This is a genomic window from Streptoverticillium reticulum (genome assembly GCF_047456005.1).
Lineage (GTDB): Bacteria > Actinomycetota > Actinomycetes > Streptomycetales > Streptomycetaceae > Streptomyces > Streptomyces reticulum.
This window is the reverse complement of the sequence record NZ_CP179755.1, coordinates 1,214,127-1,239,143: the sequence shown is the minus strand read 5'-3', so window position 1 is coordinate 1,239,143 and position 25,017 is coordinate 1,214,127. Positions and strand designations below refer to the sequence as shown.

The 25,017-nt window shown below is 72.1% G+C and carries 19 protein-coding genes; 6 read left to right on the top strand and 13 right to left on the bottom strand.

Going from position 1 to position 25,017, the window contains the following annotated elements; all coding sequences use genetic code 11:
• Positions 1–107: 107 nt before the first annotated feature.
• A complete protein-coding gene (locus ACMATS_RS05625; protein ID WP_414167097.1) occupies positions 108–1,019 on the top strand; it encodes a DUF6397 family protein in 912 nt (303 codons plus the stop codon).
• On the opposite strand, the gene ACMATS_RS05620 is transcribed toward ACMATS_RS05625, so the two are convergent.
• Positions 997–3,510 (bottom strand): DEAD/DEAH box helicase, encoded by a 2,514-nt coding sequence (locus tag ACMATS_RS05620; RefSeq protein ID WP_390778526.1) that lies wholly within the window; start codon positions 3,508–3,510, stop codon positions 997–999. The two genes, ACMATS_RS05625 and ACMATS_RS05620, sit on opposite strands and share 23 nt — an antisense overlap.
• A gap of 131 nt (positions 3,511–3,641) precedes the next feature.
• Between ACMATS_RS05620 and ACMATS_RS05615 the strand changes: the two genes are divergently transcribed.
• The gene (locus ACMATS_RS05615) at positions 3,642–4,433 is read left to right on the top strand and encodes a metal-dependent hydrolase (protein ID WP_414167096.1); all 792 of its coding nucleotides are present in this window, start codon (positions 3,642–3,644) and stop codon (positions 4,431–4,433) included.
• 16 nt (positions 4,434–4,449) lie between these two features.
• Here ACMATS_RS05615 and ACMATS_RS05610 read toward each other — a convergent pair whose 3' ends face one another.
• Both ACMATS_RS05610 and ACMATS_RS05605 read right to left on the bottom strand, forming a co-directional pair.
• A complete protein-coding gene (locus ACMATS_RS05610; protein ID WP_414167095.1) occupies positions 4,450–6,231 on the bottom strand; it encodes an ABC transporter ATP-binding protein in 1,782 nt (593 codons plus the stop codon).
• A complete protein-coding gene (locus ACMATS_RS05605; protein ID WP_414167094.1) occupies positions 6,228–8,045 on the bottom strand; it encodes an ABC transporter transmembrane domain-containing protein in 1,818 nt (605 codons plus the stop codon). The genes ACMATS_RS05610 and ACMATS_RS05605 overlap by 4 nt, the downstream gene beginning before the upstream one ends.
• Positions 8,046–8,195: 150 nt before the next feature.
• Between ACMATS_RS05605 and ACMATS_RS05600 the strand changes: the two genes are divergently transcribed.
• A complete protein-coding gene (locus tag ACMATS_RS05600) occupies positions 8,196–9,812 on the top strand; it encodes a peptide-N4-asparagine amidase (protein ID WP_414167093.1) in 1,617 nt (538 codons plus the stop codon).
• Positions 9,813–9,843: 31 nt separating this feature from the next.
• On the opposite strand, the gene ACMATS_RS05595 is transcribed toward ACMATS_RS05600, so the two are convergent.
• The 5 genes from ACMATS_RS05595 to ACMATS_RS05575 form a co-directional block, all read right to left on the bottom strand.
• Positions 9,844–10,995 carry a CaiB/BaiF CoA transferase family protein gene (locus ACMATS_RS05595; protein ID WP_414167092.1) on the bottom strand — a complete coding sequence of 384 codons (1,152 nt, stop codon included), beginning with the start codon at positions 10,993–10,995 and terminating at the stop codon, positions 9,844–9,846.
• An 85-nt stretch (positions 10,996–11,080) separates the two neighbouring features.
• Positions 11,081–14,209 carry a glycoside hydrolase family 2 TIM barrel-domain containing protein gene (locus ACMATS_RS05590; RefSeq protein ID WP_414167091.1) on the bottom strand — a complete coding sequence of 1,043 codons (3,129 nt, stop codon included), beginning with the start codon at positions 14,207–14,209 and terminating at the stop codon, positions 11,081–11,083.
• Positions 14,210–14,305: 96 nt separating this feature from the next.
• Positions 14,306–14,995, bottom strand: a complete 690-nt coding sequence (locus ACMATS_RS05585; RefSeq protein ID WP_414167090.1) for a LutC/YkgG family protein — start codon at positions 14,993–14,995, stop codon at positions 14,306–14,308.
• Positions 14,992–16,461: a lactate utilization protein B gene (locus tag ACMATS_RS05580; RefSeq protein WP_414167089.1), complete on the bottom strand. Its 1,470-nt coding sequence runs from the start codon at positions 16,459–16,461 to the stop codon at positions 14,992–14,994. The genes ACMATS_RS05585 and ACMATS_RS05580 overlap by 4 nt, the downstream gene beginning before the upstream one ends.
• Complete coding sequence (locus tag ACMATS_RS05575) at positions 16,458–17,222, bottom strand: (Fe-S)-binding protein (protein ID WP_414167088.1); 765 nt, start codon at positions 17,220–17,222, stop codon at positions 16,458–16,460. Before ACMATS_RS05575 ends, ACMATS_RS05580 begins: the two co-directional genes overlap by 4 nt.
• Positions 17,223–17,335: 113 nt before the next feature.
• Here ACMATS_RS05575 and ACMATS_RS05570 point away from each other — a divergent pair, with 113 nt between their 5' ends.
• Entirely contained in the window at positions 17,336–17,758 is a 423-nt protein-coding gene (locus ACMATS_RS05570) for a YjbQ family protein (RefSeq protein ID WP_414167087.1), read from the top strand.
• 19 nt (positions 17,759–17,777) lie between these two features.
• Here ACMATS_RS05570 and ACMATS_RS05565 read toward each other — a convergent pair whose 3' ends face one another.
• The 3 genes from ACMATS_RS05565 to ACMATS_RS05555 all read right to left on the bottom strand — a co-directional run bounded on the left by ACMATS_RS05565 (position 17,778) and on the right by ACMATS_RS05555 (position 20,015).
• Positions 17,778–18,704: a D-alanyl-D-alanine carboxypeptidase family protein gene (locus ACMATS_RS05565; RefSeq protein ID WP_414167086.1), complete on the bottom strand. Its 927-nt coding sequence runs from the start codon at positions 18,702–18,704 to the stop codon at positions 17,778–17,780.
• A 90-nt stretch (positions 18,705–18,794) separates the two neighbouring features.
• A complete protein-coding gene (locus ACMATS_RS05560; RefSeq protein ID WP_414167085.1) occupies positions 18,795–19,481 on the bottom strand; it encodes an HAD family hydrolase in 687 nt (228 codons plus the stop codon).
• Positions 19,482–19,529: 48 nt separating this feature from the next.
• Positions 19,530–20,015, bottom strand: coding sequence for an Lrp/AsnC family transcriptional regulator (locus ACMATS_RS05555; RefSeq protein ID WP_390778539.1), 486 nt, complete (start codon positions 20,013–20,015; stop codon positions 19,530–19,532).
• Between the two features lie 319 nt (positions 20,016–20,334).
• On the opposite strand from ACMATS_RS05555, the gene ACMATS_RS05550 reads away from it, so the two are divergent.
• Positions 20,335–21,843 (top strand): FUSC family protein, encoded by a 1,509-nt coding sequence (locus ACMATS_RS05550; RefSeq protein WP_414167084.1) that lies wholly within the window; start codon positions 20,335–20,337, stop codon positions 21,841–21,843.
• A 39-nt stretch (positions 21,844–21,882) separates the two neighbouring features.
• Here the strand turns inward: ACMATS_RS05550 and ACMATS_RS05545 are convergent, their stop codons facing one another.
• Positions 21,883–22,665 (bottom strand): AfsR/SARP family transcriptional regulator, encoded by a 783-nt coding sequence (locus ACMATS_RS05545; protein ID WP_414170660.1) that lies wholly within the window; start codon positions 22,663–22,665, stop codon positions 21,883–21,885.
• 189 nt (positions 22,666–22,854) lie between these two features.
• Here ACMATS_RS05545 and ACMATS_RS05540 point away from each other — a divergent pair, with 189 nt between their 5' ends.
• Positions 22,855–23,910: a lactonase family protein gene (locus tag ACMATS_RS05540; protein ID WP_414167083.1), complete on the top strand. Its 1,056-nt coding sequence runs from the start codon at positions 22,855–22,857 to the stop codon at positions 23,908–23,910.
• Positions 23,911–24,024: 114 nt separating this feature from the next.
• Here ACMATS_RS05540 and ACMATS_RS05535 read toward each other — a convergent pair whose 3' ends face one another.
• Positions 24,025–24,981, bottom strand: a complete 957-nt coding sequence (locus tag ACMATS_RS05535) for a sirohydrochlorin chelatase (RefSeq protein WP_390778563.1) — start codon at positions 24,979–24,981, stop codon at positions 24,025–24,027.
• Between the last annotated feature and the right edge of the window lie 36 nt (positions 24,982–25,017).

Here is a 25,017-nt window from a genome sequence, read left to right as displayed (position 1 = left end):
GTACTCCGCGGCGGGACACCGGAGTTATCCACAGGCCTGGGCCGATGTCGTCACCCTGCGCTATCGTCGTGACTGTCGGTAGTCGATCGATGGCGGGGGAGGATGTCATGACGGTACGTCAGGAGCAGGGGGTCCCGTTCGCGCGGGCGGCCCGGGAGCTGGGGCTCACACCCCGGGACTTCGAACTGGCCGTGCAGCTGGGGGAGGTGCGGACCCTCGTGTGCGGTCCCGGCGGGCGGCGCCGGGTGCCGCAGGAGGAGATCGAGCGCCATCGGGCCGCCGGGGGCTTCCCCGAGGCCCTGCGTTCCCGGCTGTGGGTGGTCGGCACCGCCGAGGGCGCCGAGCTGATGGGCATCAGCCCCTCCCGCTTCGGACGCCTCGCCCGCGGCGGCCACTTCGCGCCGGTGAGGTTCTATGTGAACCGGTACCGGGCCGTGGTCTGGCACTATCTCGCCTCGGACCTCGCGGAGTTCGCCGACCGCCGTCCCGAACTGCTCACCGGCCGCAGCCCCTTCCCGCTGCGCGCGGCGCCGGAGGAGCGCACGGACCGGCGTCCGCGCAGCTGGCGGGCCCGCCGCGTCGAGCAGCTCACCGGCCGGGCCGAGGACGCCTGGCAGCGCGCGGCCGCCCTCGCGGCCGTGCTCGATCCGGTCCAGCTGGCCGATGCGGTGCCGGATCCGGACGAGCGCGCCCACCTGCGTCTGCTGCGCCCCGTCCTCGTCTCCGCCCGCCCGGTGGCCCCGGCCGCCCGTGAAGTGATCGATGCGCTGGTGGTGGCGGAGGATCCGGACGAGATCGAGTGGTACCGGCACTGCCTTTGGGCCGCTCTGCAGGAGGCCCGGGCGGACCGGTGCCCGCCGCGCAGGGAGGAGAGCCCGCCCCGGATCGTCCCGGACACCCTGGTACCGGACACTCCGCCGGTGACGCCGGAGCCCGCCCGGCCGCACGGACTGCGCCGACTGCTGTCGTGGCGGGGCGCCCGGCGGGCCGAAGCGGCTACAGCTGGCCGACGTTCATGACCCGCACCACGGCGCGGCCCTCCTCGTCGGAGGCGGCGAGGTCCACCTCGGCGGAGATGCCCCAGTCGTGGTCGCCGTTCGGGTCGGCGAAGGTCTGCCGGACCCGCCACAGCCCGTCCTCCGGACGCTCCTCGATGCTGAGCAGCTTGGGACCGCGGGCGTCGGGGCCGGTCCCCAGCTCCTCGTACTCGTCCCAGTAGGCGTCCATCGCCTCGCCCCAGCGGTCCTCGTCCCAGCCCGCGTCGGCATCCATCTCACCGAGCTCGGCGACCTTGTCGAGAGCGGCCAGCTCGACCCGGCGGAACATCGCGTTGCGCACCAGCACCCGGAAGGCGCGGGCGTTGGCCGTGACCGGCTTGACCTGGTCGGCGCGGTCCTGCGCCTCCTCCGCCGACTCCTCCTCGGGGTTGGCCAGTTGCTCCCATTCGTCCAGCAGGCTCGAGTCGACCTGGCGGACCATCTCGCCCAGCCAGGCGATCAGATCCTCGAAGTCGTCGGACTTCAGGTCGTCCGGCACGGTGTGGTCCAGAGCCTTGTAGGCGCTCGCCAGGTACCGCAGCACGATGCCCTCGGTCCGCGCAAGATCGTAGAAGGAGGTGAACTCCGTGAACGTCATGGCCCGCTCGTACATGTCGCGGATGACGGACTTCGGGGACAGCGGGTGATCGCCGACCCAGGGGTGGCTCTTGCGGTAGACGTCGTAGGCGTGGGACAGCAACTCCTCCAGCGGCTTGGGGTAGCTGATGTCGGCGAGGCGCTCCATGCGCTCCTCGTACTCGATGCCTTCGGCCTTCATCGCCGCGACGGCCTCGCCACGCGCCTTGTTCTGCTGTGCCACCAGGATCTGCCGCGGGTCGTCCAGCGTCGACTCCACGACCGAGACCATGTCGAGGGCGTAGGAGGGCGACTCCGGGTCGAGGAGTTCGAAGGAGGCCAGGGCGAATGTCGACAGCGGCTGGTTGAGCGCGAAGTCCGACTGCAGGTCCACGGTCAGCCGCACGATGCGGCCCTCGGCGTCCGGCTCGTCGAGCCGCTCGACCACACCGCCGTCCAGCAGCGAGCGGTAGATCGCGATCGCCCGGCGGATGTGCCGCAGCTGGTTCCTGCGGGGCTCGTGGTTGTCCTCCAGCATCCGGCGCATCGCCTCGAAGGCGTTGCCCGGACGCGCGATGACCGCCAGGAGCATCGCGTGGGTGACCCGGAAGCGGGAGGTGAGCTGCTCCGGCTCGGAGGCGATGAGCTTCTCGAAGGTGTTCTCGGTCCAGTTGACGAAGCCCTCGGGAGCCTTCTTGCGGACCACCTTGCGGCGCTTCTTGGGGTCGTCGCCGGCCTTGGCGAGCGCCTTCTCGTTCTCGACGACGTGGTCGGGCGCCTGGGCCACGACAAAGCCGGCCGTGTCGAAGCCGGCCCGGCCGGCCCGGCCTGCGATCTGATGGAACTCCCGGGCGCGCAGCGTGCGCACCCGCTGGCCGTCGTACTTGGTCAGCGCGGTGAACAGCACCGTGCGGATCGGCACGTTGACGCCGACGCCGAGGGTGTCCGTACCGCAGATGACCTTGAGCAGCCCGGCCTGTGCCAGCCGTTCCACCAGCCGCCGGTACTTCGGCAGCATCCCCGCGTGGTGCACGCCGATGCCGTGCCGCACGAAGCGCGAGAGGTTCCTGCCGAACTTGGTGGTGAACCGGAAGTTGCCGATGAGCTTGGCGATCTCGTCCTTCTCCTCGCGCGAGCACATGTTGATGCTCATGAGCGCCTGCGCCCGCTCGACGGCGGCGGCCTGGGTGAAGTGGACGATGTAGACGGGGGCCTGCTGCGTCTGCAGGAGCTCGGTCAGCGTCTCGGTGAGCGGCGTCGCGCGGTACTCGTACGACAGCGGGACGGGCCGGGTCGCGGAGCGTACGACCGAGGTGGGCCGGCCGGTGCGCCGGGTGAGGTCCTCCTCGAAGCGGGAGACGTCACCGAGGGTGGCGGACATCAGGACGAACTGCGCCTGCGGAAGCTCCAGGATCGGGATCTGCCACGCCCAGCCCCGGTCCGGCTCCGCATAGAAGTGGAACTCGTCCATCACGACCTGGCCGATGTCGGCGTCCTTGCCGTCCCGCAGGGCGATGGAGGCGAGGACCTCGGCCGTGCAGCAGATGACCGGCGCATCGGCATTGACCGAGGCGTCGCCGGTGAGCATCCCGACGTTCTCCGTGCCGAAGATCTTGCACAGGTCGAAGAACTTCTCCGACACCAGCGCCTTGATGGGCGCCGTGTAGAAGGTGACCTGGTCGTTGGCGAGCGCCGTGAAGTGCGCACCGGCGGCCACCAGGCTCTTGCCGGAGCCGGTCGGCGTGGAAAGGATCACGTTGGCCCCGGAGACCACCTCGATCAGCGCCTCCTCCTGAGCGGGGTAGAGCGTGATGCCCCGCTCCTCGGCCCAGGTCGAGAACGCTTCGAAAAGGGCGTCGGGGTCGGCATGGCTCGGCATCTGATCGATAAGGGTCACGTCTCCATACTGCCTGGTCCGGGGCCGGATCAGGGAACCGGGCGGTGGTGGGCGACCTGCGGGCGGTTACGCTGAGTACCCGATCCGGCGTCAGAAAGAGGACTCCGGGCAGCAAAGGGGTGGAATCGAGCATGATGGGACCGGCGCACTCGTTGTCCGGAGCGGCCGCCTGGCTGGGGGCGGGTGCCGCCGCCGCGGCGGCGGGCCACGCGATGCCCTGGCCGGTGCTCGTCGTCGGGGCGCTGATCTGTGCCGGGGCGGCGCTCGCCCCGGACCTCGACCACAAGTCGGCGACCATATCGCGGGCGTTCGGTCCGATATCGCGGAACCTGTGCGAGATCATCGACCGCCTCTCCCACGCCGTCTACAAGGCGACCCGGATGAAGGGCGACCCCCGGCGCAACGGGGGCCACCGCACTCTCACCCACACCGCGCTGTGGGCCCTGCTGATCGGCGCCGGCGCCTCCGCGCTGGCCGTGACCGGCGGACGCTGGGCCGTGCTCGGCATCCTCTTCGTCCACGTGGTGCTCGCGGTCGAGGGCCTGCTGTGGCGGGTGGCCAGGATGTCCAGCGACATCCTGGTCTGGCTCCTGGGCGCGGCGGGCGCCTGGATCCTCGCCGAGGTGCTCAACCGCCCGGGCAACGGATCCGACTGGCTGTTCTCCGGGTCCGGCGAGGAGTACATGTGGCTCGGCCTGCCCATCGTCCTCGGCGCCCTGGTGCACGACATCGGCGACGCGCTCACCGTCTCCGGCTGCCCGATCCTGTGGCCCCTGCCCATCGGCCGCAAGCGCTGGTACCCGGTCGGCCCGCCGAAGGCCATGCGCTTCCGCGCCGGCAGCTGGGTGGAGCTGAAGGTGCTCATGCCCTCCTTCATGCTGCTCGGCGCCCTCGGCGGGCTCGGGGCACTGGAGATCGTCTGACCGGCGGTACCGCCTGCTACCGGTGCCAGGACCGCCACAGCGCCGCGTACGGGCCGTCCGCCGCGACCAGTTCGTCGTGACTGCCCATCTCGCTGATCCGCCCCTCCTCCGCCACCACGATCACGTCCGCGTCGTGGGCGGTGTGCAGCCGGTGCGCGATGGCCACGACCGTGCGGCCCTCCAGCACCTTCGCCAGCGAGCGCTCCAGATGCCGGGCCGCGCGCGGGTCGAGCAGCGAGGTCGCCTCGTCCAGCACCAGCGTGTGCGGATCGGCGAGCACCAGCCGGGCCAGCGCGATCTGCTGGGCCTGTGCCGGGGTCAGCGCCAGGCCGCCCGAACCGACCTCGGTGTCCAGCCCGGCCTCCAGGCCGCGGGCCCAGCCCTCGGCGTCCACCGCGCCGAGAGCCACCCACAGCTCGCCGTCCCCCGCGTCCGTACGGGCGAGCAGCAGGTTGTCGCGCAACGAGCCCACGAAGACGTGGTGCTCCTGGTTGACCAGCGCCACATGGCGGCGCACCCGCTCGGCCGGCATCCGCGCCAGCTCCGCGCCCCCGAGCGTCACCGCACCGGCCCGCGGCGCGTACACCCCGGCCAGCAGCCGGCCCAGCGTCGACTTGCCCGCGCCCGACGGGCCGACGAGCGCCACCCGGGTGCCCGGACTGACGTCCAGGGACACCCCGTGGAGCACATCGCCGCCGGGCAGGTAGCCGAAGCGCACCTCTTCCGCCCGCACCTCGCGCCCGGCCGGGTCCGCGCGCTCGTCCACGGCACCGGACTCGATCTCATGGATGCCCACCAGCCGGGCCAGCGAGACCTGGGCGATCTGGAGCTCGTCGTACCAGCGCAGGATCAGCCCCACGGGCTCGGTGAGCATCTGCGCGAAGAGCGCACCGGTCGTCAGCTCGCCCACCGAGATCCAGCCCTGCAGCACGAAGACGCCCCCGAGCACCAGGACCGCACCGAGCAGCAGGACGTGCGTCACATTGATCACGGGATAGAGGACCGAACGGAGCCACAGCGTGTAGCGCTCCCACTGCGTCCATTCGCGGATCCGGCGGTCGGAGAGGGACACACGGCGCTCGCCCAGCCGGTGCGCCTCGACGGTCCGCCCGGCGTCCACGGTCTCCGTCAGCGACGCCGCGACGGCGGCGTACCCCGCCGCTTCGGAGCGGTAGGCACTCGGTGCCCGGCGGAAGTACCAGCGCCCGCCGATCACCACGACCGGGATCGCCACCAGCACGCTCAGCGCCAGGGGCGGAGCCGTGAGCGTCAGAGCACCCAGCAGCAGCCCTGCCCAGACGAAGCCGATGGCCAGTTGCGGAACGGCCTCGCGCATGGCGTTGGCCAGCCGGTCGATGTCCGTGGTGATGCGCGACAACAGGTCGCCCGTCCCGGCCCGTTCCAGCACGCCGGGCGGCAGGGCCACCGACCGCACGAGAAAGTCCTCGCGCAGGTCGGCGAGCATCTGCTCGCCGAGCACCGCACCGCGCAGTCGCACCGCGCGGACGAAAACCGTCTGAACGGCCAGGGCGACCGCAAACAGCGAAACCGTACGGCCCAGATGAAGGTCCTGTGCACCGGACGACAAGTCCTCGACGAGCCTGCCCAGCAGCCACGGTCCGACCATCGAGGCGATCACGGAGACCGCATTCGCGCCGACCAGCAGGGCGAAGTCTCTGCGGTGCCTGCGCAGCAGACGCCTCACATAGCTCCGCACCGTCGACGGCCTGCCGACCGGCAGGGTCGTCGCCGACTCCGGGGCCGCCGGGTCGTAGGCCGGTGGTGCCACGCCGATCATGCCGACTCCTCGATCTGCTCGCCCGTCGCGGGTGTCCTCGACTCCACGAGCTCCCTGTCCGATTCCTCATCCGTCTGCCGGGTGACGACCGCGTGGTACACCGGGTCGCAGCGCAACAGTTCACTGTGGGCGCCCACCGCCGCCACCCGGCCGTCATGGACGAAGACCACACGGTCCGCACGGTCGAGCAGCAGGGGGCTGGAGGTGAACACCACCGTCGTACGACCGTGGCGCAGCCTGCGCACCCCCTCGGCGACCCGCGCCTCGGTGTGCGAGTCGACCGCCGACGTCGGCTCGTCCAGCACCAGCACCTCGGGATCGGTCACCAACGACCGTGCCAGGGCCAGCCGCTGGCGCTGCCCGCCGGACAGCGAGCGGCCGCGTTCGGTGATCCGCGCACCCATCGGGTCGGCCGTGTCCGCGCCGGACGCGCGGGCCAGGGAGTCCAGCGCGTCTCCGCACTCGGCCGCCTCCAGTGCGGCTCCCGCCGGCACCGCGCCGGAGCAGGGCACGTCCAGCAGCTCCGCCAGCGTCCCGGACAGCAGGACGGGGTCCTTGTCCTGGACGAGCACTGCGGTGCGCGCCGCATCCAGCGGCACACTGTCCAGCGCCACACCGCCCAGCAGCACCGACGGCACTCCCGCCCCGGCTTCCGCGGCATGCCCGCCCAGCCGATCGGCGAGCAGGCCCGCGGCATCCGGATCGCCGCACACCACGGCCGTCATCTCCCCTGCAGGGGCGAGCAGTCCGGTCACCGGGTCGTACAAGTCGCCCGTCAGAGCGGCCTCGTGCCCCTCAGCCTGCTCCGCAGGGGACGCAGAGCGGTGCAGGGCCAGCACCCGGGCCGCGCGCTGCGCCGAGGGCCGGGAGAAGGAGTACGCCATGGCGATCTCCTCGAACTGCCGGAGCGGGAACAGCAGGAACGTGACCATGCCGTACACCGTCACCAGCTCGCCGACACCGATCCGGCCGTCCCGGGCCAGGCTGACCCCGTACCAGACCACGGCGATCAGCAGCAGCCCCGGCAGGAGCACCTGCACCGCAGCGATCAGCGCCCACATGCGGGCGCTGCGCACGGCCGCCCTGCGCACGTCCTGCGACGCACGACGGTAGCGGGAGAGGAACAGCTCCTCACCGCCGATGCCTCGCAGCACCCGCAGGCCGGCCACGGTGTCCGACGCCAGCTCCGTGGCCCGTCCGGCCTTGTCGCGCTGCGCGTCGGCACGCCGCGTCGCAGGCGGCAGCAGAGGCAGCACCGCCAGTGCCAGGACGGGCACGCCCAGGGCGACCACGGCCCCCAGGGCGGGCTGGTAGACCACCAGGGCCACACACACCGCCACCGTGGTGAACGCCGCGGAGGCGAAGCGCGACAGGGCTTCCACGAACCAGCCGATCTTCTCGACGTCGCCCGTGGACACGGCCACGACCTCGCCCGCCGCGACGCGACGGGTCAGCGTGGCGCCCAACTCCGCCGTCTTGCGGGCCAGAAGCTGCTGTATCCGCGCCGCAGCGGTGATCCAGTTGGTGACGGCCACCCGGTGCAGCATCGTGTCACCCAGAGTGGTGAGCGCGCCGAAGAGCGCCATCAGGCCGCCCGCGAGCGCCAGTCGGGCACCGGAGCGGTCCACGACGGCCTGCACGGCCAGGCCCACGGCCAACGGGAAGAGGGCGACGGACGACATGTGCAGGACGCCCCACAGCAGGGCTTTCACCTGGCCGCCCAGCTGGTTCCGGCCCAGCCAGAGCAGCAGGCGCGGGCCCGATCGGACGTCCGGTCGGCCGGGATCGGCATACGGAAGATCGCGAATGTGCATGGCAACCCGGATTCGGCAGGGGAGTGGGAGGGAGCCGTGCAAGGCTCGCGTCACCGGGATGGCGAATTCAACTGGTTTTTCCGCACGCACTGCGGATCAGGCCAACGGGGCACTGGTGCACGGCAGTACGAAGCGCTTCACTCCTGCCCCATGAGACGAATACTGCTCACTCTGTGCGCCGCTGCTGCGGGCCTGGTGCTGGGCGCGGGCCCGGCCGCGGCCGCAGAGCCGCCCACCGAGTTCGGCACCCACTGGCACGACCCGGTCACCGCGGCCCCGCCCGTGTCCGTCCCGGACACCCCCTCCTGCCAAGTGACCGTCGCCGACACCGAGTTCCGTGACTACACGCCCTACAAGGGCACCTACACACCGCCCGCCAAGTGCGGCCACCGCTGGAACAAGGTCGTCCTGAGGCTCGAAGGATCCGTGGCCGGGCGGCAGTACGACCGGCTCGGCTACCTGCACATCGGCGGTGTGGAGGTCCTGCGCGCCTCGACCCCCGAACCCTCGCCCCAGGGCATCACCTGGAAGGCGGAGAAGGACGTCACACGGTACGCCGCCACGCTGCGCGAACAGCAGCCCGTCGAGATGCTCATCGGCAACACCGTGGACGGGACCTACACCGGCGTCATCAAGGTCAAGGCGACCTTGACCTTCTTCACGGCACAGGGCCGGGCGAAGGAGGCGGACACCCCCGACAAGGTCCTCACGCTGCAGGACGCCCGCACCGACGGCGCGGTGTACGAGGGGCAGCTCACCACGCCGCGCAACAGCGAGCGCATCGTGGCCGAGGTGTACGCCACCGGATCGGGCGGCGGCTGCGAGGAGTTCTGGTACCTGGCGGTGCCGGACACCGCGCCGTACTCGTGCAGGACCAAGGACGGCCCGTACCGCGAGGTGCAGGTCACGGTCGACGGCAAGCTCGCGGGAATCGCGGCACCGTTCCCGACCGTGTGGACGGGCGGATGGTCCAACCCCTTCCTGTGGTACGTGATTCCGGGTCCGCGCGCCTTCGACGTGCGCCCGGTGGAGTACGACCTCACCCCGTTCGCCGGACAGCTGAACGACGGACGTCCCCACCGGATCGCCGTGTCGGTCACCGGCGTGCCCGCCGGACAGAGCGGCTGGAGCACCCCCACCAACATCCTGGTCTGGCAGGACGCGAAGGCCGCGCACGTGACCGGCGCACTGCTCACGAGCCGGGCGGGTGACCCCGTCAACACGACGTCCTACGAGCCGGGCGACGAACGCCGGTTGACAGCAGAGGGCGGACACTCGCTCACGGTCGCGGGATACCTCGACACCTCGCACGGACGGGTCACCACGACCGTCACCCGCAGGCTCACCGCAAGCTCCGCACACCGCTGGAACGCGGACGAATCGACGGACGCGCTGCAGGCACGCTGGAACGACGACGAGACGGTGACCGTCCACGGCCACGGTCCTGCGACAGTCACCAGCAACCGGCGCACCTACACCATGGACGGCGCGACGACCGTGGACAGCGGCAACCGGCTCCGCACGACGATGACCATGGGCGACCGCGCGGACACCGCCACCCTGCGGGGCGGACGGCGCACCGACTGGTCACGGCTGGACGACACCTACACGGGCGACGCCGCGTACAACCAGAACGTGCCCCGTGAACAGCGGCATGCCACAGGCGTCTCGCGCGAGCGCTACCGCCTTCTCGGACCGGGTGCCTGCTACGACCGGACCCTGGCCACGGCCCAGGGAGAGCTGACGGAGGACAGCAACGGCTGCTGAGCCGTGCTCCCGGGCGGAGTTCGCCGCGGCCTCACGGCTCCGGCGTCCCGGCGAACTCCGCGCGGATCGCAGCCGTGTGCTCGCCGAGCGCCGGCACCGGCCCCATCACCGCTTCCCGCCCGGCGACCTGGACGGGCGGCAGCAGGCCGCGCAGCGGACCGGCAGGCGAACCGAAGTCGCGCCACCGGTCGCGCGCCGCCAGCTGCGGATGGTCGGCCAGTTCGGCGACCGTCCGCAGCCGGGCGTTGGCGATCCCCGCCCGGTCGAGCAGGGCGACGACGCCGTCCGCCGTGTGCGCGGCGAAACATTCCTCCACGAGTGCCGTCAGTTCCCCGTCGTGCGCGTGACGCAACGGGTTGTCGGCGAAGCGAGGGTCGCGGACCAACGCCGGTCGGCGCAGCACCTGTTCACACAGGGCGCCCCACTCCCGGTCGCTCTGCACACTGAGAAAGACCTGTGCTCCGTCCCCGCACCGGTAATGGCCGTAGGGGGAGATGGAGGGATGTCGGGCGGCACTGCGCGTGATGGGCGTGCCGCCGTACTCCTGGGTGAAATACGGATGGCCCATCCACTCCGCGAGCGCATCGAGGAGGGAGACGGCGAGCGCTGATCCCCGTCCGGTGCGCTCGCGTTCGTAGAGGGCCGTCAGGATGCCCGAGTAGGCGTACACCGCTCCCGCGATGTCGGCCACGGAAATGCCGGACCGGGCGGGCGAGTCCGCGGTGCCGGTGATCGAGACCAGCCCCGCTTCGCACTGGACCAGCAGGTCGTAGGCCTTCTTGTCGCGGTACGGGCCGTCCGGGCCGTAGCCGGAGACGTCGCAGGTGATCAGCCGCGGGTGCCGTGCGCGCAGCCTCTCGCTGTCGAGCCCGAGCCGGTCGGCCGCGCCCGGGGCCAGGTTCTGTATGAACACGTCGGCACGGGCGAGGAGACGGTCGAGCAGCGCGCGGTCGGTCGGCTCCTTGAGGTCCAGGACGACGCTCTCCTTGCCGCGGTTGACCCACACGAAGTAGGCGGAGAGGCCCTTCACGCTGGAGTCGTACTCACGGGCGAAGTCGCCGCGCCCCGGACGCTCGATCTTGATGACGCGTGCGCCGAGGTCGGCGAGCTGGCGGGTCGCGAAGGGCGCTGCCACGGCCTGTTCGAGAGCGACGACCGTGATGCCGTGCAGGGGCGGTTCCAACGGGGCTCCTCCCGGTCGGCCATCAGTCTGCACGATCATATGACCGGGCCTGTGGACAACTCGGCACACGGCGAAGGCGTTTCTCCTACGGTGAAGGTCGGGAAGCGGCCGGCCGGGTGGGCCGCAGGAGGTAGGCGTAGCTGTAGTCACGGTCGGCGTGCAGCAGGTAGGCCTCCAACGGCGGTGCCCCCCACGAGTCGTTGCCGCCCACGCCCGTCTGGCGGTGGTTGACACCCAGGACGGTCCCGTCCCCGCGTTTCAGCTCGTGGGGATGGCGTGGGCCCTCGAGATCGAAGGGAGACCAGGGCAGTGCACTGATCTCCAGCAATCGACGGGTGTCGCCGCGCGCGGCGGCGGAGTCGGCCAGGATGCACAGTCCCGAGCCGTCCCGCGCCGTGAGCGAGGCACTGCGCACATCGACGGCGTTGCCCGCCTGCTGCGGGCGCGCGTACGGCATGAGGGAGGAGTCCGTGGTGTCCAGGGAAAGACGATGGCGGCCGACGAAGGCGCTGGTCCGCCGGTCCTGATAGTTCTCGTGCGGTCCGCACCCGTACCAGCCGAGGTCCGTGAGATCTCCCGGAACCGTCAGCAGCGCGCCCACCAGCGGAAGATCGGGGAGGCCGGCTCCGGGCGCGAGGGTGTGCTGCACGTGCAGATCACCGTCGCCGTGCACGGTGAAGACGGTGCTCCAGCGGGAGACCGCCGGAGCAGTGGGCAGGTCGGCCATGACGGTGATCACCACTTCGGCGGGTGAGGAGCGGTCGACCTCGATCCCCGTCACGGTCCGCCGGGCACCGGCGTCCCGCCAGGTGCGCGAGGTGATCTGGGCGCCGCGGCCGATGTCGTTGTCGGTCGGGCCGCGCCAGAAGTTGGGGACGGGCCCGTCCGTCAGCAGAGTCCGGTCATGACAACGGAAGGTGGTGAACGAGCCGGTGAGGACGTCCAGTACGAGTTCGAGAGGGGACCCGGTGACGGTGACGGCATGCGCGGTCCGGGCGACCCGGAGCGCGGGCCTGCGCGAGGCACGGCACTCCGGGGGCGGAGCACCGTGCCAGGGGAGCGCGAGCTGTTCGGCGGCGACGACATGACCCGCCTCGGCCCATCGCGTGCCCTCGCGCAGCACGCAGCACACGTTCAGCCAGTATTCGGCGCCCGGTTCCGGCTTCTCCGGTGGTTCCAGCGGCAGGGTCACGGTCACGGTCCGTCCGGGTGGGGCCTCCGGTGCGGGGGCGGTTCCCCGCTGCACGGGGGCGCCGTCGCAGGTGACCTCCCACCGGAGGTCGTAGGCCTCCAGCCCGGTGAACAGCTGCCGGTTGGCGACCCTCACCGTGCCCGCTCCCACGCCCGTGGCCGGCGCCGCAGCGGTGAACTGCACCGGCTGGTACACCTTCTTGACCTCGTGGAGCGCAGGATGAGGGGTGCGGTCCGCGGCCACGAGACCGTTGCAGCAGAAGTTGCCGTCGGAGAGGGAGCCGTCGCCCCAGTCCCCGCCGTAGGAGAGGTAGGTGCGGCCGGGGTCGCCCGGCACCGGGAGGCGCACGGCCTGGTCGGCGAAGTCCCAGATGAAGCCGCCGTGCAGCGTGGGATGGGCCTCGATGACGTCCCAGTACTCCCGGAGGTTTCCGGTGCTGTTGCCCATCGAGTGCGCGTACTCGCACAGGATGTACGGCTTGGGGTTGCCGGACAACCCGTAGGCGGCCACCTCTGCCGGCCCGGCGTACATCTGCGATTCGACGTCGGCGACGGCGTTCATGCCCTCGTAGTGCACCGGCCGGGAGGGATCGCGGCGGTGCACCCAGTCGGCCATGGTCCGGAAGACACCACCCTGGCCTGCTTCGTTGCCCAGCGACCACATCACCACGCTGGGATGGTTCTTGTCGCGCTCGACCAGGCTGCGCACGCGGTCGAGGCAGGCGGCCGTCCACTCGGGCAGGTCCGCAGGCAGGCTGTCTCGCACCTCGTGCGTCTCCAGGTTGGCCTCGTCGATCACATAGAGGCCGTATTCGTCGCACAGCTCAAGCCAGCGCGGGTGGTTGGGGTAGTGGGAGGTGCGGACGGCGTTGATGTTGTGCTGCTTCATGATGCGGATGTCCTCGACCATCCGCTGCTCGGTGACCGCTTGCCCGCGGTCGGGGTCGGTCTCGTGCCGGTTGACGCCCCGGAAGACCAGAGGCCGGCCGTTGACGGTCAGTTCTCCCGGGCCGCAGCGGACGGTGCGGAAGCCGACTCGTGTGCGCTGCACATCGACGATGTGCCCCTGAGAATCGGCCAGTTCGAACGTGAGGAGGTACAGGGCGGGATCCTCGGCCGACCACAGGGCGGGCCGGGTCACCCGGGCGCCGAGCTCCACGGTCGCCTCTGCCGAGCCGTCGAAGCGGACCGTGCCGGTGAGGGCGAGCACCGGGGTGCCCCCTGCGTCGTGAAGGATCGCCTGCATCCGGTGGGGGCCGGGCCGGAGGTCCTGGCGGGAGCGCACGGTCGCGGTCACGGTCAGCTCGGCGTTCTGGCAGTCGGCGTCCAACTCCGTGCACACGAACAGGTCGTGGACGTGGACCGGGGATACCGCATAGAGGTACACGTCGCGGAAGATGCCGGACAGGTCGATCAGGTCCTGGTCCTCGAGCCAGCTCCCGCTGGACCAGCGGTAGACCTCCACGGCGAGGGTGTTGAGGGGCTCGTCCGCTCCCGTGCGCACATAAGGGGTGAGGTCGAACTCGGCGGGCGCATAGCTGTCCTCGCTGTAGCCCACAAGCCGGCCGTTGACCCACACGCAGAACGCGGACTTGACCCCTTGGAAGGAGAGGAGGACGTGCCGTCCCGCCCAGGCGTGGGGGACGGTGAAGGTATGGCGATAGGAGCCGACCGGATTGAAGCCGGTGGGCACCTGCGGAGGGTCGGGCTGCTCGTATCCGCTCCAGGGATAGCGGACGTTGAAGTAGACCGGCTCCGGGTACCCCTGCAGTTCCCAGTTGCCGGGCACGGTGATCCGGTCCCAGCCGGAGTCGTCGAAGCCGTCGGTGAAGAAGTCCGCGGGCCGCTCGTCGGGGTTCCGGGACCAGGCGAAGCGCCAGTCGCCGTTGAGCGAACGGTAGTAGGGGGAGGCCTCCGGCCGGTCGCCGAGGGCGGAGCCGAGGTCTGCGAACGGGACGAGAGGGGTACGGGCAGGCTCCCGGTTCACCTGGAAGATCTCGGGAGCGGAGAGCCACTCGCACATGGGCAGACTCCGGGGCGCACGAGAGGAAACAGGAGGCACCAGGGTCGAACAGAACCGATAAAGGTCACAACCCCCACGCGGATACGGACTCACGCGTCACGGCTTGTTCACCGCGTGTTGTTCACCGCGTGGACGGTCCTCGTGCACGAGGACCACGTCCAGCGCGCGCGGGCCGTGCACGCCCTCCACCCGGTCGAGCTCGATGTCGCTGGTCGCGGAGGGGCCCGAGATCCAGGTCAGGGGGCGTGCGGGGGTCAGGCGCCCGAGGGCCTGCGGTACCGAGTCCACGATCTGGTCGGCCGTTCTCACCACGCACACGTGATGGTCGGGGACGAGCGTGAGGCGACGGCGCCCCTGGCCGGGGCCGGCGTCGAGGACCACGGTTCCGGTCTCGGCGATCGCCAGGGCGCACCCGGTGACCACGCTGTCCACGGCATCCAGCTCCCGTGCCGTGAGACCGGCGGAGTCGGGCACCTGTTCCACGGCCGCCTGTGCGAGCCACTCGGCGGGCAGCCCGGCCGGGACGGCCACACGCCGTGTTCCGTGCCGGCCGAGCAACTCCGCGAGCAGCGCGGGCAGCCCGGCCGCGTCCACGCGGTGCACGACGGCACGGTAGTCGGTGAGGTTCTCCGCGAGCAGGTCCACGGACTCGGCGGGGGTGCGCGTCCCATGGGTGCGCAGGTAGTCGCGCGGGACGGGGTGGTCCTGCGGGCGCTCGTGGGCCGGTACGTCGGCGAGGGCCCGGCGCACCCGGGCCAGGATCCGGTCCCTGCTGGTGCCGCTCATGCCGTGCCTCCGCAGGTGCGCGACCACCAGTCGCGGAACGGTTCCGCGGGCAGCGGGGGCAGTTCGCGGGTGTCGGACCAGGCACGGCCTGGTCCCGGCAGCCGCCCCGGGTGGAGTTGGCGGGTGCGGGCCGCGAGGCGCTGGGCGCGGCGCAGTGCCCCGGGGTGGTCGAACGTCCAGCCGGCGGCGTGCATCATCGCGCGCTCGGCGAGGTGCCTCTTCGCCGGCTTGACGACGGTCCGGACGCCACGCGTCGTGACCTCGCCGCCCTGGACGACGCGTTCGCGCAGGTGCACCAGCACTTCGGGGATGTCGATGGCGACCGGGCACACGTCGTAGCAGGCGCCGCACAGGGAGGAGGCGAAGGGGAGGGACTCCTCCAGAGGGGAGGCGAGGCCGCGGAGTTGAGGGGTGAGGACGGCGCCGATGGGGCCCGGGTAGGGGGAGCCGTAGGCGTGGCCGCCTGCGCGCTCGTACACGGGGCAGACGTTGAGACAGGCCGAGCAGCGGATGCACCGCAGCACCTGCCTGCCGGTCCGGTCGGCGAGGGCGTCGGTGCGGCCGTTGTCGAGCAGGACCAGATGGAAGGAGTCCGGGCCGTCGCCGTCGGTGGTGCCCGTCCACATCGAGGTGTACGGGTTCATGCGCTCGGCGGTGGCGGAGCGGGGCAGGAGCTGGAGGTAGATCTCCAGGTCCTGCCAGGTGGGGACGGTCTTCTCGATGCCGACGACGGAGATGAGGGTCTCCGGCAGGGTGAGGCACATCCGCCCGTTGCCCTCGGACTCGACGACGACGAGGGTGCCGGTCTCGGCGACCATGAAGTTGGCGCCGGAGACGGCGACCTTGGCGCGGAGGAACTTCTCGCGCAGGTGCAGCCGGGCAGCCTCGGCGAGGTCCGCGGGCCGGTCGGTCAGCCCGGCCGGTGCCGGGCGGCCCCAGTCGGTCATCCGGGTGCGGAAGATGTCACGGATCTCGCCGCGGCTGCGGTGGATCGCAGGGACGAGGATGTGGGAGGGGAGGTCGTCACCGAGTTGCACGATGAGTTCGGCGAGGTCGGTCTCGTACGCCCGGATGCCGGCCTGTTCCAGTGCGGAGTTGAGGCCGGTCTCCTGCGTGGCCATGGACTTGACCTTGACGACCTCGGTCTCGCCGGTGGCCCGGACGAGGTCGGTGACGATGCGGTTCGCCTCGTCGGCGTCGGCTGCCCAGTGGACGGTGCCGCCGGCCCGGGTGACGCTCTCCTCCAGCTGGAGGAGGTAGCGGTCGAGGTGGCGCAGGGTCCGGTCCTTGACGGCGGCTCCGGCCGCGCGCAGCCGGTCCCAGTCGTCCAGTTCGGCGACGGCGGCCGCCCGTTTGGCGCGGATGGTGTGGGTGGCGCGGCGGAGGTTGGCCCGCAGGGCGTCGTCGCCGGTGGAGACCGCGGCGGCCTCCGGGAAGGCGGGCATGCCCAGGTAGGTGCGGCTCACAGGAGGTTTCCGTCCGTGGAGGCCAGGATCTCCGCGATGTGCACGGGGCGCACGGGGGAGCCCTGGCGGGCGAGGATGCCGCCGATGTGCATCAGGCAGGAGTTGTCGGCGGTGCACAGCACCTGCGCGGCCGTCCCCGCCACGGCGCGGGCCTTGTCCGTGCCCATCGCGGCGGACACGGCCGGGTTCTTGACGGCGAAGGTGCCGCCGAACCCGCAGCACTCCTCCGCGCCCGGCAGCTCCCGCAGTTCGAGGCCCTCGACCGCCTCCAGCAGCCGGCGGGGGCGGTCGCCGAGGCCCAGGACACGCAGTCCGTGACAGGTGGGGTGATAGGTGACGGTGTGGGGGAAGCGGGCGCCGACGTCGGTCACTCCCAGGACGTCGACCAGGAACTCGGTCAGCTCGTGGGTCTTGGGCACCACGGCCGCCGCCGCCTCGGCCAGCGCCTCGGCCCGGCCGGGCGGGCGCTCCTCGGCCGTGGCACGAGCGGCGATCCGGGGGTAGTTGTCGCGGACCATGGCGGCGCAGGAGCCGGAGGGCGTCACGATGACGTCGTGGTTGCGGAAGGCCCGGGCGAGGCCGAGCACGAGGGACTCGGTGCGGTGCCGGTAGCCCGTGTTGTAAAGGGGTTGCCCGCAGCAGGTCTGGGCCATGGGGAAGTCGACCCGGACACCGAGCCGTTCCAGCAGCGTGACCACCGCGCGCCCGGTGCGGGGGAAGAGAGTGTCGTTGACGCAGGTGACGAACAGTCCCACGCGCATGGCAGCCCCGGCACCTCCATGATCGTCCGTCGCTTCATACTGCCGCAGCCGACGCGGTCTGTGAAGCACCCCTCCCGCCCGGCGTACCCCGGGGCGGAAGGAACAATGGCCCCATGACCGACACATTCCGCACCCACGTCCTGGACGTCACCACCGGCCGTTCCGAGACCGTGTACGACCTGACGGGCGACTGCGAGGCCTTCCTGCGCGAGGCGGCGGCCGGCCGGGACGGGCTGCTCAACGTCTTCGTGCCGCACGCGACGGCGGGCGTCGCCGTCCTGGAGACGGGCGCAGGCAGCGACGACGACCTGCTCGCAGCCCTGCACGACCTGCTCCCCGCCGACGACCGCTGGCGCCACCGGCACGGCAGCCCGGGCCACGGCCGCGACCACGTACTGCCCGCACTGGTACCGCCCCACGCGACGCTGCCGGTCGTCGGCGGCCGACTGGCGCTGGGGACCTGGCAGTCCGTGTGCCTGGTGGACACCAACCGGGACAACCCGGACCGCCAGGTGCGACTGTCCTTCCTCGGCTGAGAGCGCCGGGGCCGGCTCGTCAGTCCTTCTGCGCCGACGGCGGCAGCTGGCGCAGCTTCACCGGAGTCTTCGTGCCGAAGGCCCAGTTCAGCATCTTCACCGCATCCGGGTAGCGGTTGACGGGGTCGTTGAGGATGACGCCCACGACCGTGCGCTTGCCGCGCTGGGCGGCGAAGACCAGGCAGGGGCCGGCGGCGGTGCCGGTTCCCGTCTTGATGCCGATGGCGCCCCTGTAGGACCCGAGCAGCTTGTTCGTGTTGTCCCAGTAGTAGGTGCGGTTGACGTTCGCCGCCTTCTGCTGGGTGGTGGTCGTCCTGACCACCGTGCCGAACGTGGCGCTCGTCAGCGCGTGCCGGGCGAGCTTCGCGGAGTCGCGGGCGGTGGTGTAGTTGTTCCCGGCCTGCGATATGCCGTCGAACGAGTCGTACTTGGTGTTCTTCATGCCCAGGTCGGCGGCCTTCCGGTTCATCTTCGCGATGAACGAGGCCGTCCTGGCCGCCTCGGTGCCGCCGGTGCCGAAGGTGTCGGCGAGGGCGTTCGCGGCGTCGCAGCCGGACGGGAGGAGGAGGGCGTACATCATCTGACGGACGGTCAGTTTGTCGCCCGTGCGCAGGTCCGCCGTGCTCGCCCCGGTGCGCTCCACGTAGTCGCGGTAGGACTGCTTGACGGTGATCTGCCGGTTCAGGTCGAGGCCGGGGCTGTCCAGGACGGTCATCGCGGTCATGACCTTGGTGGTGCTGGCCATCTGCCGCCTGGTGTCGGCGTCCTTGCCCCACAGCTCCCGATCGGTGCCGCCGTCGAGCAGGAACGCGCCCTTGGCGGCTATGCCCGACTGGCCGCTCTGCGCTTCCGCGGCCGTCGCCGGGAGGGCCACCGCTGCGGCCACGGCCGAGGCGACTGCGGCAACAGTCCACCGGCGGGCCGGTCTTCTCCCAGTTCGCTCCATGTGGCTACCTTTTCCTCGCGTGTTGGGATGAGTGAGATGGGTGAGCAGATAATCGCACCCACCGTCGCGCGAGGAGAACCCAGGACCGCCTCAGTCGCCTGCGGCCACCCATGCGTAGGCCTGCTCTGCGTCGAACTCCTCCTGCCCGCCTGCGAATACCAGCCCTGCGGTGGTGAATCCCGCGTCCTGCGGCATCCCGGCGGCGTAGGGCACGGCGATGCAGCGCATTCCGGCCCGGTGCGCCGCCTCCGCGCCCGGTGCGGCGTCCTCCACCACGATGCACCTTCCGGGCGCGACCCCCAGCCGGCGCGCGGCCTCCAGGAAGACGTCCGGTTCGGGCTTGCCGTGCGGCACTTCCTCCGCGGAGACGGCGACGGGGAAGAAGACGGACAGCCCGGTGGCGGACAGCACTGCCCCGATCGTCCTGAGCGAGGAGCCGGACGCCACCGCGAGCGGGATCCCCGCCGCGTGCAGCCGCTCCACGAACTTGCGCATTTCGGGGAACACTTCGGTCCCGGCCGCGGCCAGTTCCCGGTAGAAGCGGTTCTGCAGGGCGAGCAACTCGGCGGCGGGCGCCTCGATGCGGTACGCGCTCCGCAGCGTCTCCAGTGTTTCGAGGGTGCCGATGCCGATGAAACGGCAGTGGTCCTCCCAGGTGAAGTCGTGCACGCCGTAGTGGGCGAGCGTTCTCCGCCCTGCCGCGTAGTAGTTCGGCTCGCTGTCCACGAGCGTTCCGTCGAGATCGAAAATGACCGCAAGCCTTTGGGACGTGACCATGCGCCCAGGATGCCAAGCCGGGAGGCCGCGCCCGCGGAACCCCCCGGCTCAGGAAGTCTTCTGCGCCGCCGCCCGCCCCACGGCCTCCACCAGGGGCACCATCCGGTACGGCACCCGCTCGCGCAGCACCATCTCGGTTCGCGTGCGCACCACGCCCGGCAGCCGGACCATCAGCTGGATCACGTCCTCCAGGTGGGCCGCATCGCGCGCGACCACGCGCGTCATCACATCGCCGCCGCCGGTGATCGAGAACGCCTCGATGATCTCCGGGATTCCGGCCAGGGCATCGGCCACCGTGTCCAGATGGCCCTGGGTGACCTCGATGTGGACGAAGGACAGCACGGGATGGCCCAGCGCGGCAGGGGACAGCCGGGGGCCGGTCCCCGTGATCACCCCGTCGCGCTCCAGACGGTCGAGCCGCGCCTGCAGGGTGCCGCGCGCGATGCCGAGCACGCGCGCGTACTCGCGCACACTCGTCCGGGGCTGCTCCAGCAGCAGCTTCAGGATCCTGGCGTCCAGCGCGTCAACGGCCACGGGCGGGCCTCCTTCTGGTCGGCGGTCCAGCGCCGCGACTGTACCAATGGCCCAGCCATCCGGCGCCTCCCGGCACCCGATGGCTACAGGATCATCCCACCGCCATGGGTCCGGGGCCGGGGATCCACCGCCTCAGCCCCGCACTGGTCGGCCACTGGCCTCGTACCGGCCCGCATCCCGGCCGGAATACTGGGCCAATGGCACAGAATATTTCGCATCTCTTGAGCCAACAGGAGGTCGGATGTTGTGATGGAGATGTCGATGGCGCTGCGGGTCTCCGCGGCGCCTTTTTCATGCCGGTATGCAGGGAGCGAAATCTGTGCTGAAGCGGGCGTTCGTGGCTCCGGACCCGGGGAGGCTGCGGCTGCGGAGTGCTGCCCGGGCCGTCCTCGGTGTCGGTCTGGCGGTGTCGGTCTGCGGTCTGGCCGGCCATTCCCTCGTCGCGGCCGTCATCGGCGGGCTCGCCGCGCTCCTCGCGCTCTTCACGGTCACCGACACGACCGTCCGCGGACAGGCGGTCACCACCGCCCTGCTGCCCGCAGTCGGCTTCCCCGTGCTCGCCCTGGCGACGATGCTGCACGGCCAGCCCCTGGCACGGGACGCGGCTTTCCTCGCCGTCATGGGAACGGGCGTCTACGCCCGGCGCTGGGGACCGCGCGGCCATGCGCTCGGGGTGTTCGCGTTCATGACCTTCTTCGCGACACAGTTCCTGCACGCCGTGCCCGCGCAGCTGCCCGAGCTCTGCACGGCCGTCACCTGCTCCCTCCTGATCTCCTCGACCGTCCGCTTCGGCCTGTGGTGCTACGAGCGCCGGCTGCCGCCCGCCGCCGCGCCCGCCCCGCCCGGCGGATCCGGGCTCGCCCGCACGACCACCCGCCAGGCGGTCCAGGCCGCGCTCGGTGGCGCGTTCGCCCTCATGGCCGGGCAGCTGCTGTCCGACCAGCGCTGGTACTGGGCCGTCGGCGCCACGTGGTGGATCTTCGTGAACACCGCCTCCCGCGGCGAGACCCTCGTACGGGGCTTCCGGCGGATCCTCGGCACCGTGCTCGGCATCGCCGCCGGAGGCCTCGTCGCCATCCCGCTGCACGGAGCGCCGGTGCCCTCGGCGGTCCTCATCGCCGTGTGCGTCTTCGGGATCTTCTACTCCGCCCCCGTCTCCTACACGTGGATGATGTTCGCGGTGACGCTGATGGCCGGACTGCTCTACGGGCTCCTCGGCGTCCTGAACCCCGCCCTGCTCGTCCTCCGGCTGACCGAGACCGGGGCCGGGGCGCTCGGCGCCGCCCTGGCCGTGCTGCTCGTCCTGCCCGTGACCACGCACGCCACCACCGACGCCTGGATCCGGCGCGCGCTGCACTGCGTGCACGCCTGCGCCGCCGAGGCCGCGGCGCGCCTCGCCGGCTCCACCATCGCGGACCCGGCGGCCCGGGTCGCCGAACTGGAGCTGCTGCTCGGCCGGGTACGGCTCTCGCTCGCACCTCTGGTCCACCCCTTCAGCCCGCTGCGCGCCCGCAAGGAGAAGGCGCGGCGCGTACTCGCCCTCCTCGACGACTGCGCCCGCGAGGTCCGGGGTCTGGCGGCCGTCGCTGCGGACCCGGTGGCCTCGCACGACGAGCGCCTCACCGCTGCCTGCCTGCGTGTGGAGGCAGCCGTGGAGGCGCTGACCACGCCGGGGACGGAGCGCGGCACGGCTGCTGCGGCGGCAGTTGCGGAACGCGCGGAGGCGGCGCCCGCCGCGCTCGTCCACCTGCACGGCCTGGAGAGGGCCCTCCAGGAACTGGCCGCGCCCCTGCACAGCACCCGGCCCTCGCCTCTGGTCGGAGCCTGACACGCGCCGGGGCCGGGAGGCGGTCCCGGCCCTCCGGCCCTACGCGCCCACAGCCGCGGCCTCACGGAACGACAGGGACGCCGCGGGCTCCGGCGCAGGGAAGTCCCGAGAGAGACCGGCGCCGCCCCGGGCCACCGGCCTCGGACCCGACGGCCCCCGGCGTGCCGGGCCGTCCAGGCCGTCGCCACCGGTGCCGGAGAGGATGAGCCGCTGCATGTGCTGAAGGGCCGGAGAGGGGTCGAGCCCGAGTTCGTCCCGGAGGATCGTCCGGAGCTCCTGATACGCGCGCAGGGCGTCCGCCCGGCGGTCGCACCGGTACAGGGCGGTGATGAGCTGGCCGTGCAGCCACTCGTCCATGGGGTGCCGGGCGACGAGGCTCCTGAGCTCCGCGGCCACGGAGCGGTGCCGGCCCAGTTGCATGTCGGCGCCGATCCGCTGCTGCAGGGCCCGCATGTACACCTCCGCGAGGTGCTGGACATGCCGGGAGAGGACGGGCCCGCACGTGACGTCGGCGAGGACGTCCCCGTCCCACGTCTGCAGCGTGTGGGACAGGAGGCGCGACCCTTCCGTGAGGTCCCCCGCCTTCAGCAGTGCCTCTCCCTGCCGGGTGAGCCGCTGGAAGACCTCGGCGTCGACCTGTTCCGGCGCGGCGTGCAGCACATAGCCGGTGGACCAGGTGCCGATCAGGTCCGGCGGGACGGCGCCTCCGGTCGCCTGCCCGAGCATCTTCCGGAGGTGGTAGACGTGGGTGCGCACGGTCGACAGCGCGGTCTTCGGCGGCTGCCTTCCCCACAGTTCGTCGACCAGAGACCCGTGGGACAGTGCCGGCTCTTCACCGCGCTCGCGGAACGCTACGGCCGCGATCTCGGGGGGCAGCTGCCCCCCGACGCGCCGGACCGGGTGGCTGTCGCGGTCCGCCCGACGAGCGTCGCGTATCAGTGACGCTCAGGCTGTCGGCGCCTCCGTGTAGCGTCGGTGACCACGGGGACCGACGCGGGGAGGGACGGCGCAATGGCCGACAACGGACGGTGCGGACAGCGGGCGTACATCGGCTCGTTCACCGAGGCGGGCGGCCACGGCATCACCGTTGCCGAAGTCGACCCCGATTCGGGGGCGTTGACGCCCGTGCACACCACCGATGCCGTCGCGAACCCGTCGTTCCTGGCGCTGTCCCCCCGCGGTGACGTGCTCTATGCCGTGAGCGAGACCGACGAGGGCACCGTCGCGGCGTTCTCCCTGGCCGACCCGGCCGGACCCCGGCTCCTCGGACCGGCCGTGCCCGTGGGCGGCGCCGGGCCCACCCACCTCGCCGTCGCCGGCGGGCAGCTGTTCACGGCCAACTACGGCTCGGGCAGCGTCAGTGCGCTGCCCCTCCGCCCGGACGGTTCCCTCGCGGCTCCCGCGGCCGTGCTGCCGCACAAGGGCGGCGGGCCGGTGGCCGAGCGGCAGGAGGGGCCGCATGCCCACGCCGTCGTGCCCGACCCTTCCGGTGCCTGGCTGCTCGCCGCGGACCTCGGCACGGACGCGGTGTACGTCTACGCGCTCGACCCCACGACCGGCGTCCCCACCCCGCACCGGGAGGCCGCGCTGCGCCCGGGGAGCGGGCCCCGGCAGCTGGTCTTCCACCCGCGCGGCCGGCGGGTCTACGTGGTCGGCGAGCTCGACTCGACGGTGACCGTGTGCCGGTGGGACGCGGCCGCAGGGGTGCTCTCGGCGGACGGTTCCGGAGCCGCCGCGGCGCCCCCGGGCGTCAGCGCGCCCAACTACCCCTCGACCGCCGTCGTCTCGCAGGACGGCCGGTTCCTGTGGGTGGCCAACCGCGGCCACGACAGCATCGCCGTCTTCGCGCTCGACCCGGACGGCGGTACGCCCGCGCTGCACGCCACCGTGGGCTGCGGCGGCCACTGGCCCCGCCACCTGGCCGCACATCCCGGCGGCCGGCTGCTGTACGCCGCCAACGAGCGCTCCGGCGACGTCAGCTGGTTCATCGTGGACCCGGACACGGGCATACCCGTGCAGGCGGGAGCGGTCGCGACACCGGCCGCCTCGTGCGTGGTCTTCGCCTGAGCACCGGCTGACGTGACCGGCCGACGCGCGGCCGTTCTCCGGACGGTCCGGGAAACGGCCCGAGGCCTCCCCTCGGCGGGGAGGCCTCGGATGGGCGGTGGTCGCCTGCGGTGGTCAGCGGAGCGGCATGCCGCCCGGTCCCGCGGCCGACGGCATCGAGATGCCCAGCACCTCCGTGTACTTGGCCAGGGCGAGCCTGCCGATCGCGGGGTACGCGCCCAGGGCCTCGGCGGTGGCGCAGCCGGCCTCCTTGGCCGCCATGGCCGGCAGCGCCTCGTCGGCCTCGGGGCCGATCAGGCAGGGCGCCAGCGCGAGGTTCCGGGAGCCGGAGGCGCGCAGCTGGTCGGCGGCCCGGGCCACGGCGCCGTCCTCGTCCAGCGCGGCGGCCAGCACGGGCACCGCGAGGCGCGCGGAGAGCAGCATGCCGGTGATGCCCGCGGCCTGCGCCGCCTCCTCGCCGCCGATCGTCGCGAGGACGATGCCGTCCGCGGCGGTGGTGACGGTGAAGAGCCGGGCCCGGTCGGCGCGCGCCAGACCGGCCTCGGAGAGCCGCACGTGCAGGGCCTCGGCGAGCAGCGGGTGCGGGCCGAGGGCGTCGGTGAGCTCGCAGGCGGCGCCGCTGCTCATGACCGCCTGGCGTATCCGGCGCAGCACCGCGCTGTCCGGCCCCGCGAGCAGCGGGATCACCACGGCGTCGGGCGCCTGCGCCCAGGCGTCGGCGACGGGCTCGCCGGCCTCCGCCGCGGCCGCCTGCTGGGCGCGTGCGGTGCGCTGGGCGGCGGCGTGGCCGAGGACGGAGTCCAGGGCCGGGTAGCCCGGCTCGTCGGCCACGGCCGCGTGGTCCACGTAGCCGATGCGGGCGTCGAGCCCGGGGAGCTCCGACCGGGCGATGCTGAGGATCTCCTCGGCGAGGCGGCGCATGGCGGTGTCGGGCGTCCCGGGCACGGCGAGCACCAGCGGGGGCGCACCTGTCGGAGCGGCCACGGGCTCGGGCCGCCGGTGCCGCCCGGGCTGGCGGGGGCGGGGCATTCGTACTGGCAGGCCGGACGTGGGCCCTGTGGGGGAGCTCATGCGCCCGCATGTTAGCCGTTCATCGGACTCGGTCGT

Coding starts and splice junctions, on each gene's coding strand:
- ACMATS_RS05560 (WP_414167085.1), bottom strand. CDS start 19,481: ATGGTCACGTCCCAAAGGCTTGCGGTCATTTTCGATCTCGACGGAACG.
- ACMATS_RS05585 (WP_414167090.1), bottom strand. CDS start 14,995: ATGAGCGGCACCAGCAGGGACCGGATCCTGGCCCGGGTGCGCCGGGCC.
- ACMATS_RS05625 (WP_414167097.1), top strand. CDS start 108: ATGACGGTACGTCAGGAGCAGGGGGTCCCGTTCGCGCGGGCGGCCCGG.
- ACMATS_RS05610 (WP_414167095.1), bottom strand. CDS start 6,231: ATGATCGGCGTGGCACCACCGGCCTACGACCCGGCGGCCCCGGAGTCG.
- ACMATS_RS05535 (WP_390778563.1), bottom strand. CDS start 24,981: ATGAGCTCCCCCACAGGGCCCACGTCCGGCCTGCCAGTACGAATGCCC.
- ACMATS_RS05600 (WP_414167093.1), top strand. CDS start 8,196: ATGAGACGAATACTGCTCACTCTGTGCGCCGCTGCTGCGGGCCTGGTG.
- ACMATS_RS05570 (WP_414167087.1), top strand. CDS start 17,336: ATGACCGACACATTCCGCACCCACGTCCTGGACGTCACCACCGGCCGT.
- ACMATS_RS05590 (WP_414167091.1), bottom strand. CDS start 14,209: ATGTGCGAGTGGCTCTCCGCTCCCGAGATCTTCCAGGTGAACCGGGAG.
- ACMATS_RS05575 (WP_414167088.1), bottom strand. CDS start 17,222: ATGCGCGTGGGACTGTTCGTCACCTGCGTCAACGACACTCTCTTCCCC.
- ACMATS_RS05605 (WP_414167094.1), bottom strand. CDS start 8,045: ATGCACATTCGCGATCTTCCGTATGCCGATCCCGGCCGACCGGACGTC.
- ACMATS_RS05540 (WP_414167083.1), top strand. CDS start 22,855: ATGGCCGACAACGGACGGTGCGGACAGCGGGCGTACATCGGCTCGTTC.
- ACMATS_RS05615 (WP_414167096.1), top strand. CDS start 3,642: ATGATGGGACCGGCGCACTCGTTGTCCGGAGCGGCCGCCTGGCTGGGG.
- ACMATS_RS05565 (WP_414167086.1), bottom strand. CDS start 18,704: ATGGAGCGAACTGGGAGAAGACCGGCCCGCCGGTGGACTGTTGCCGCA.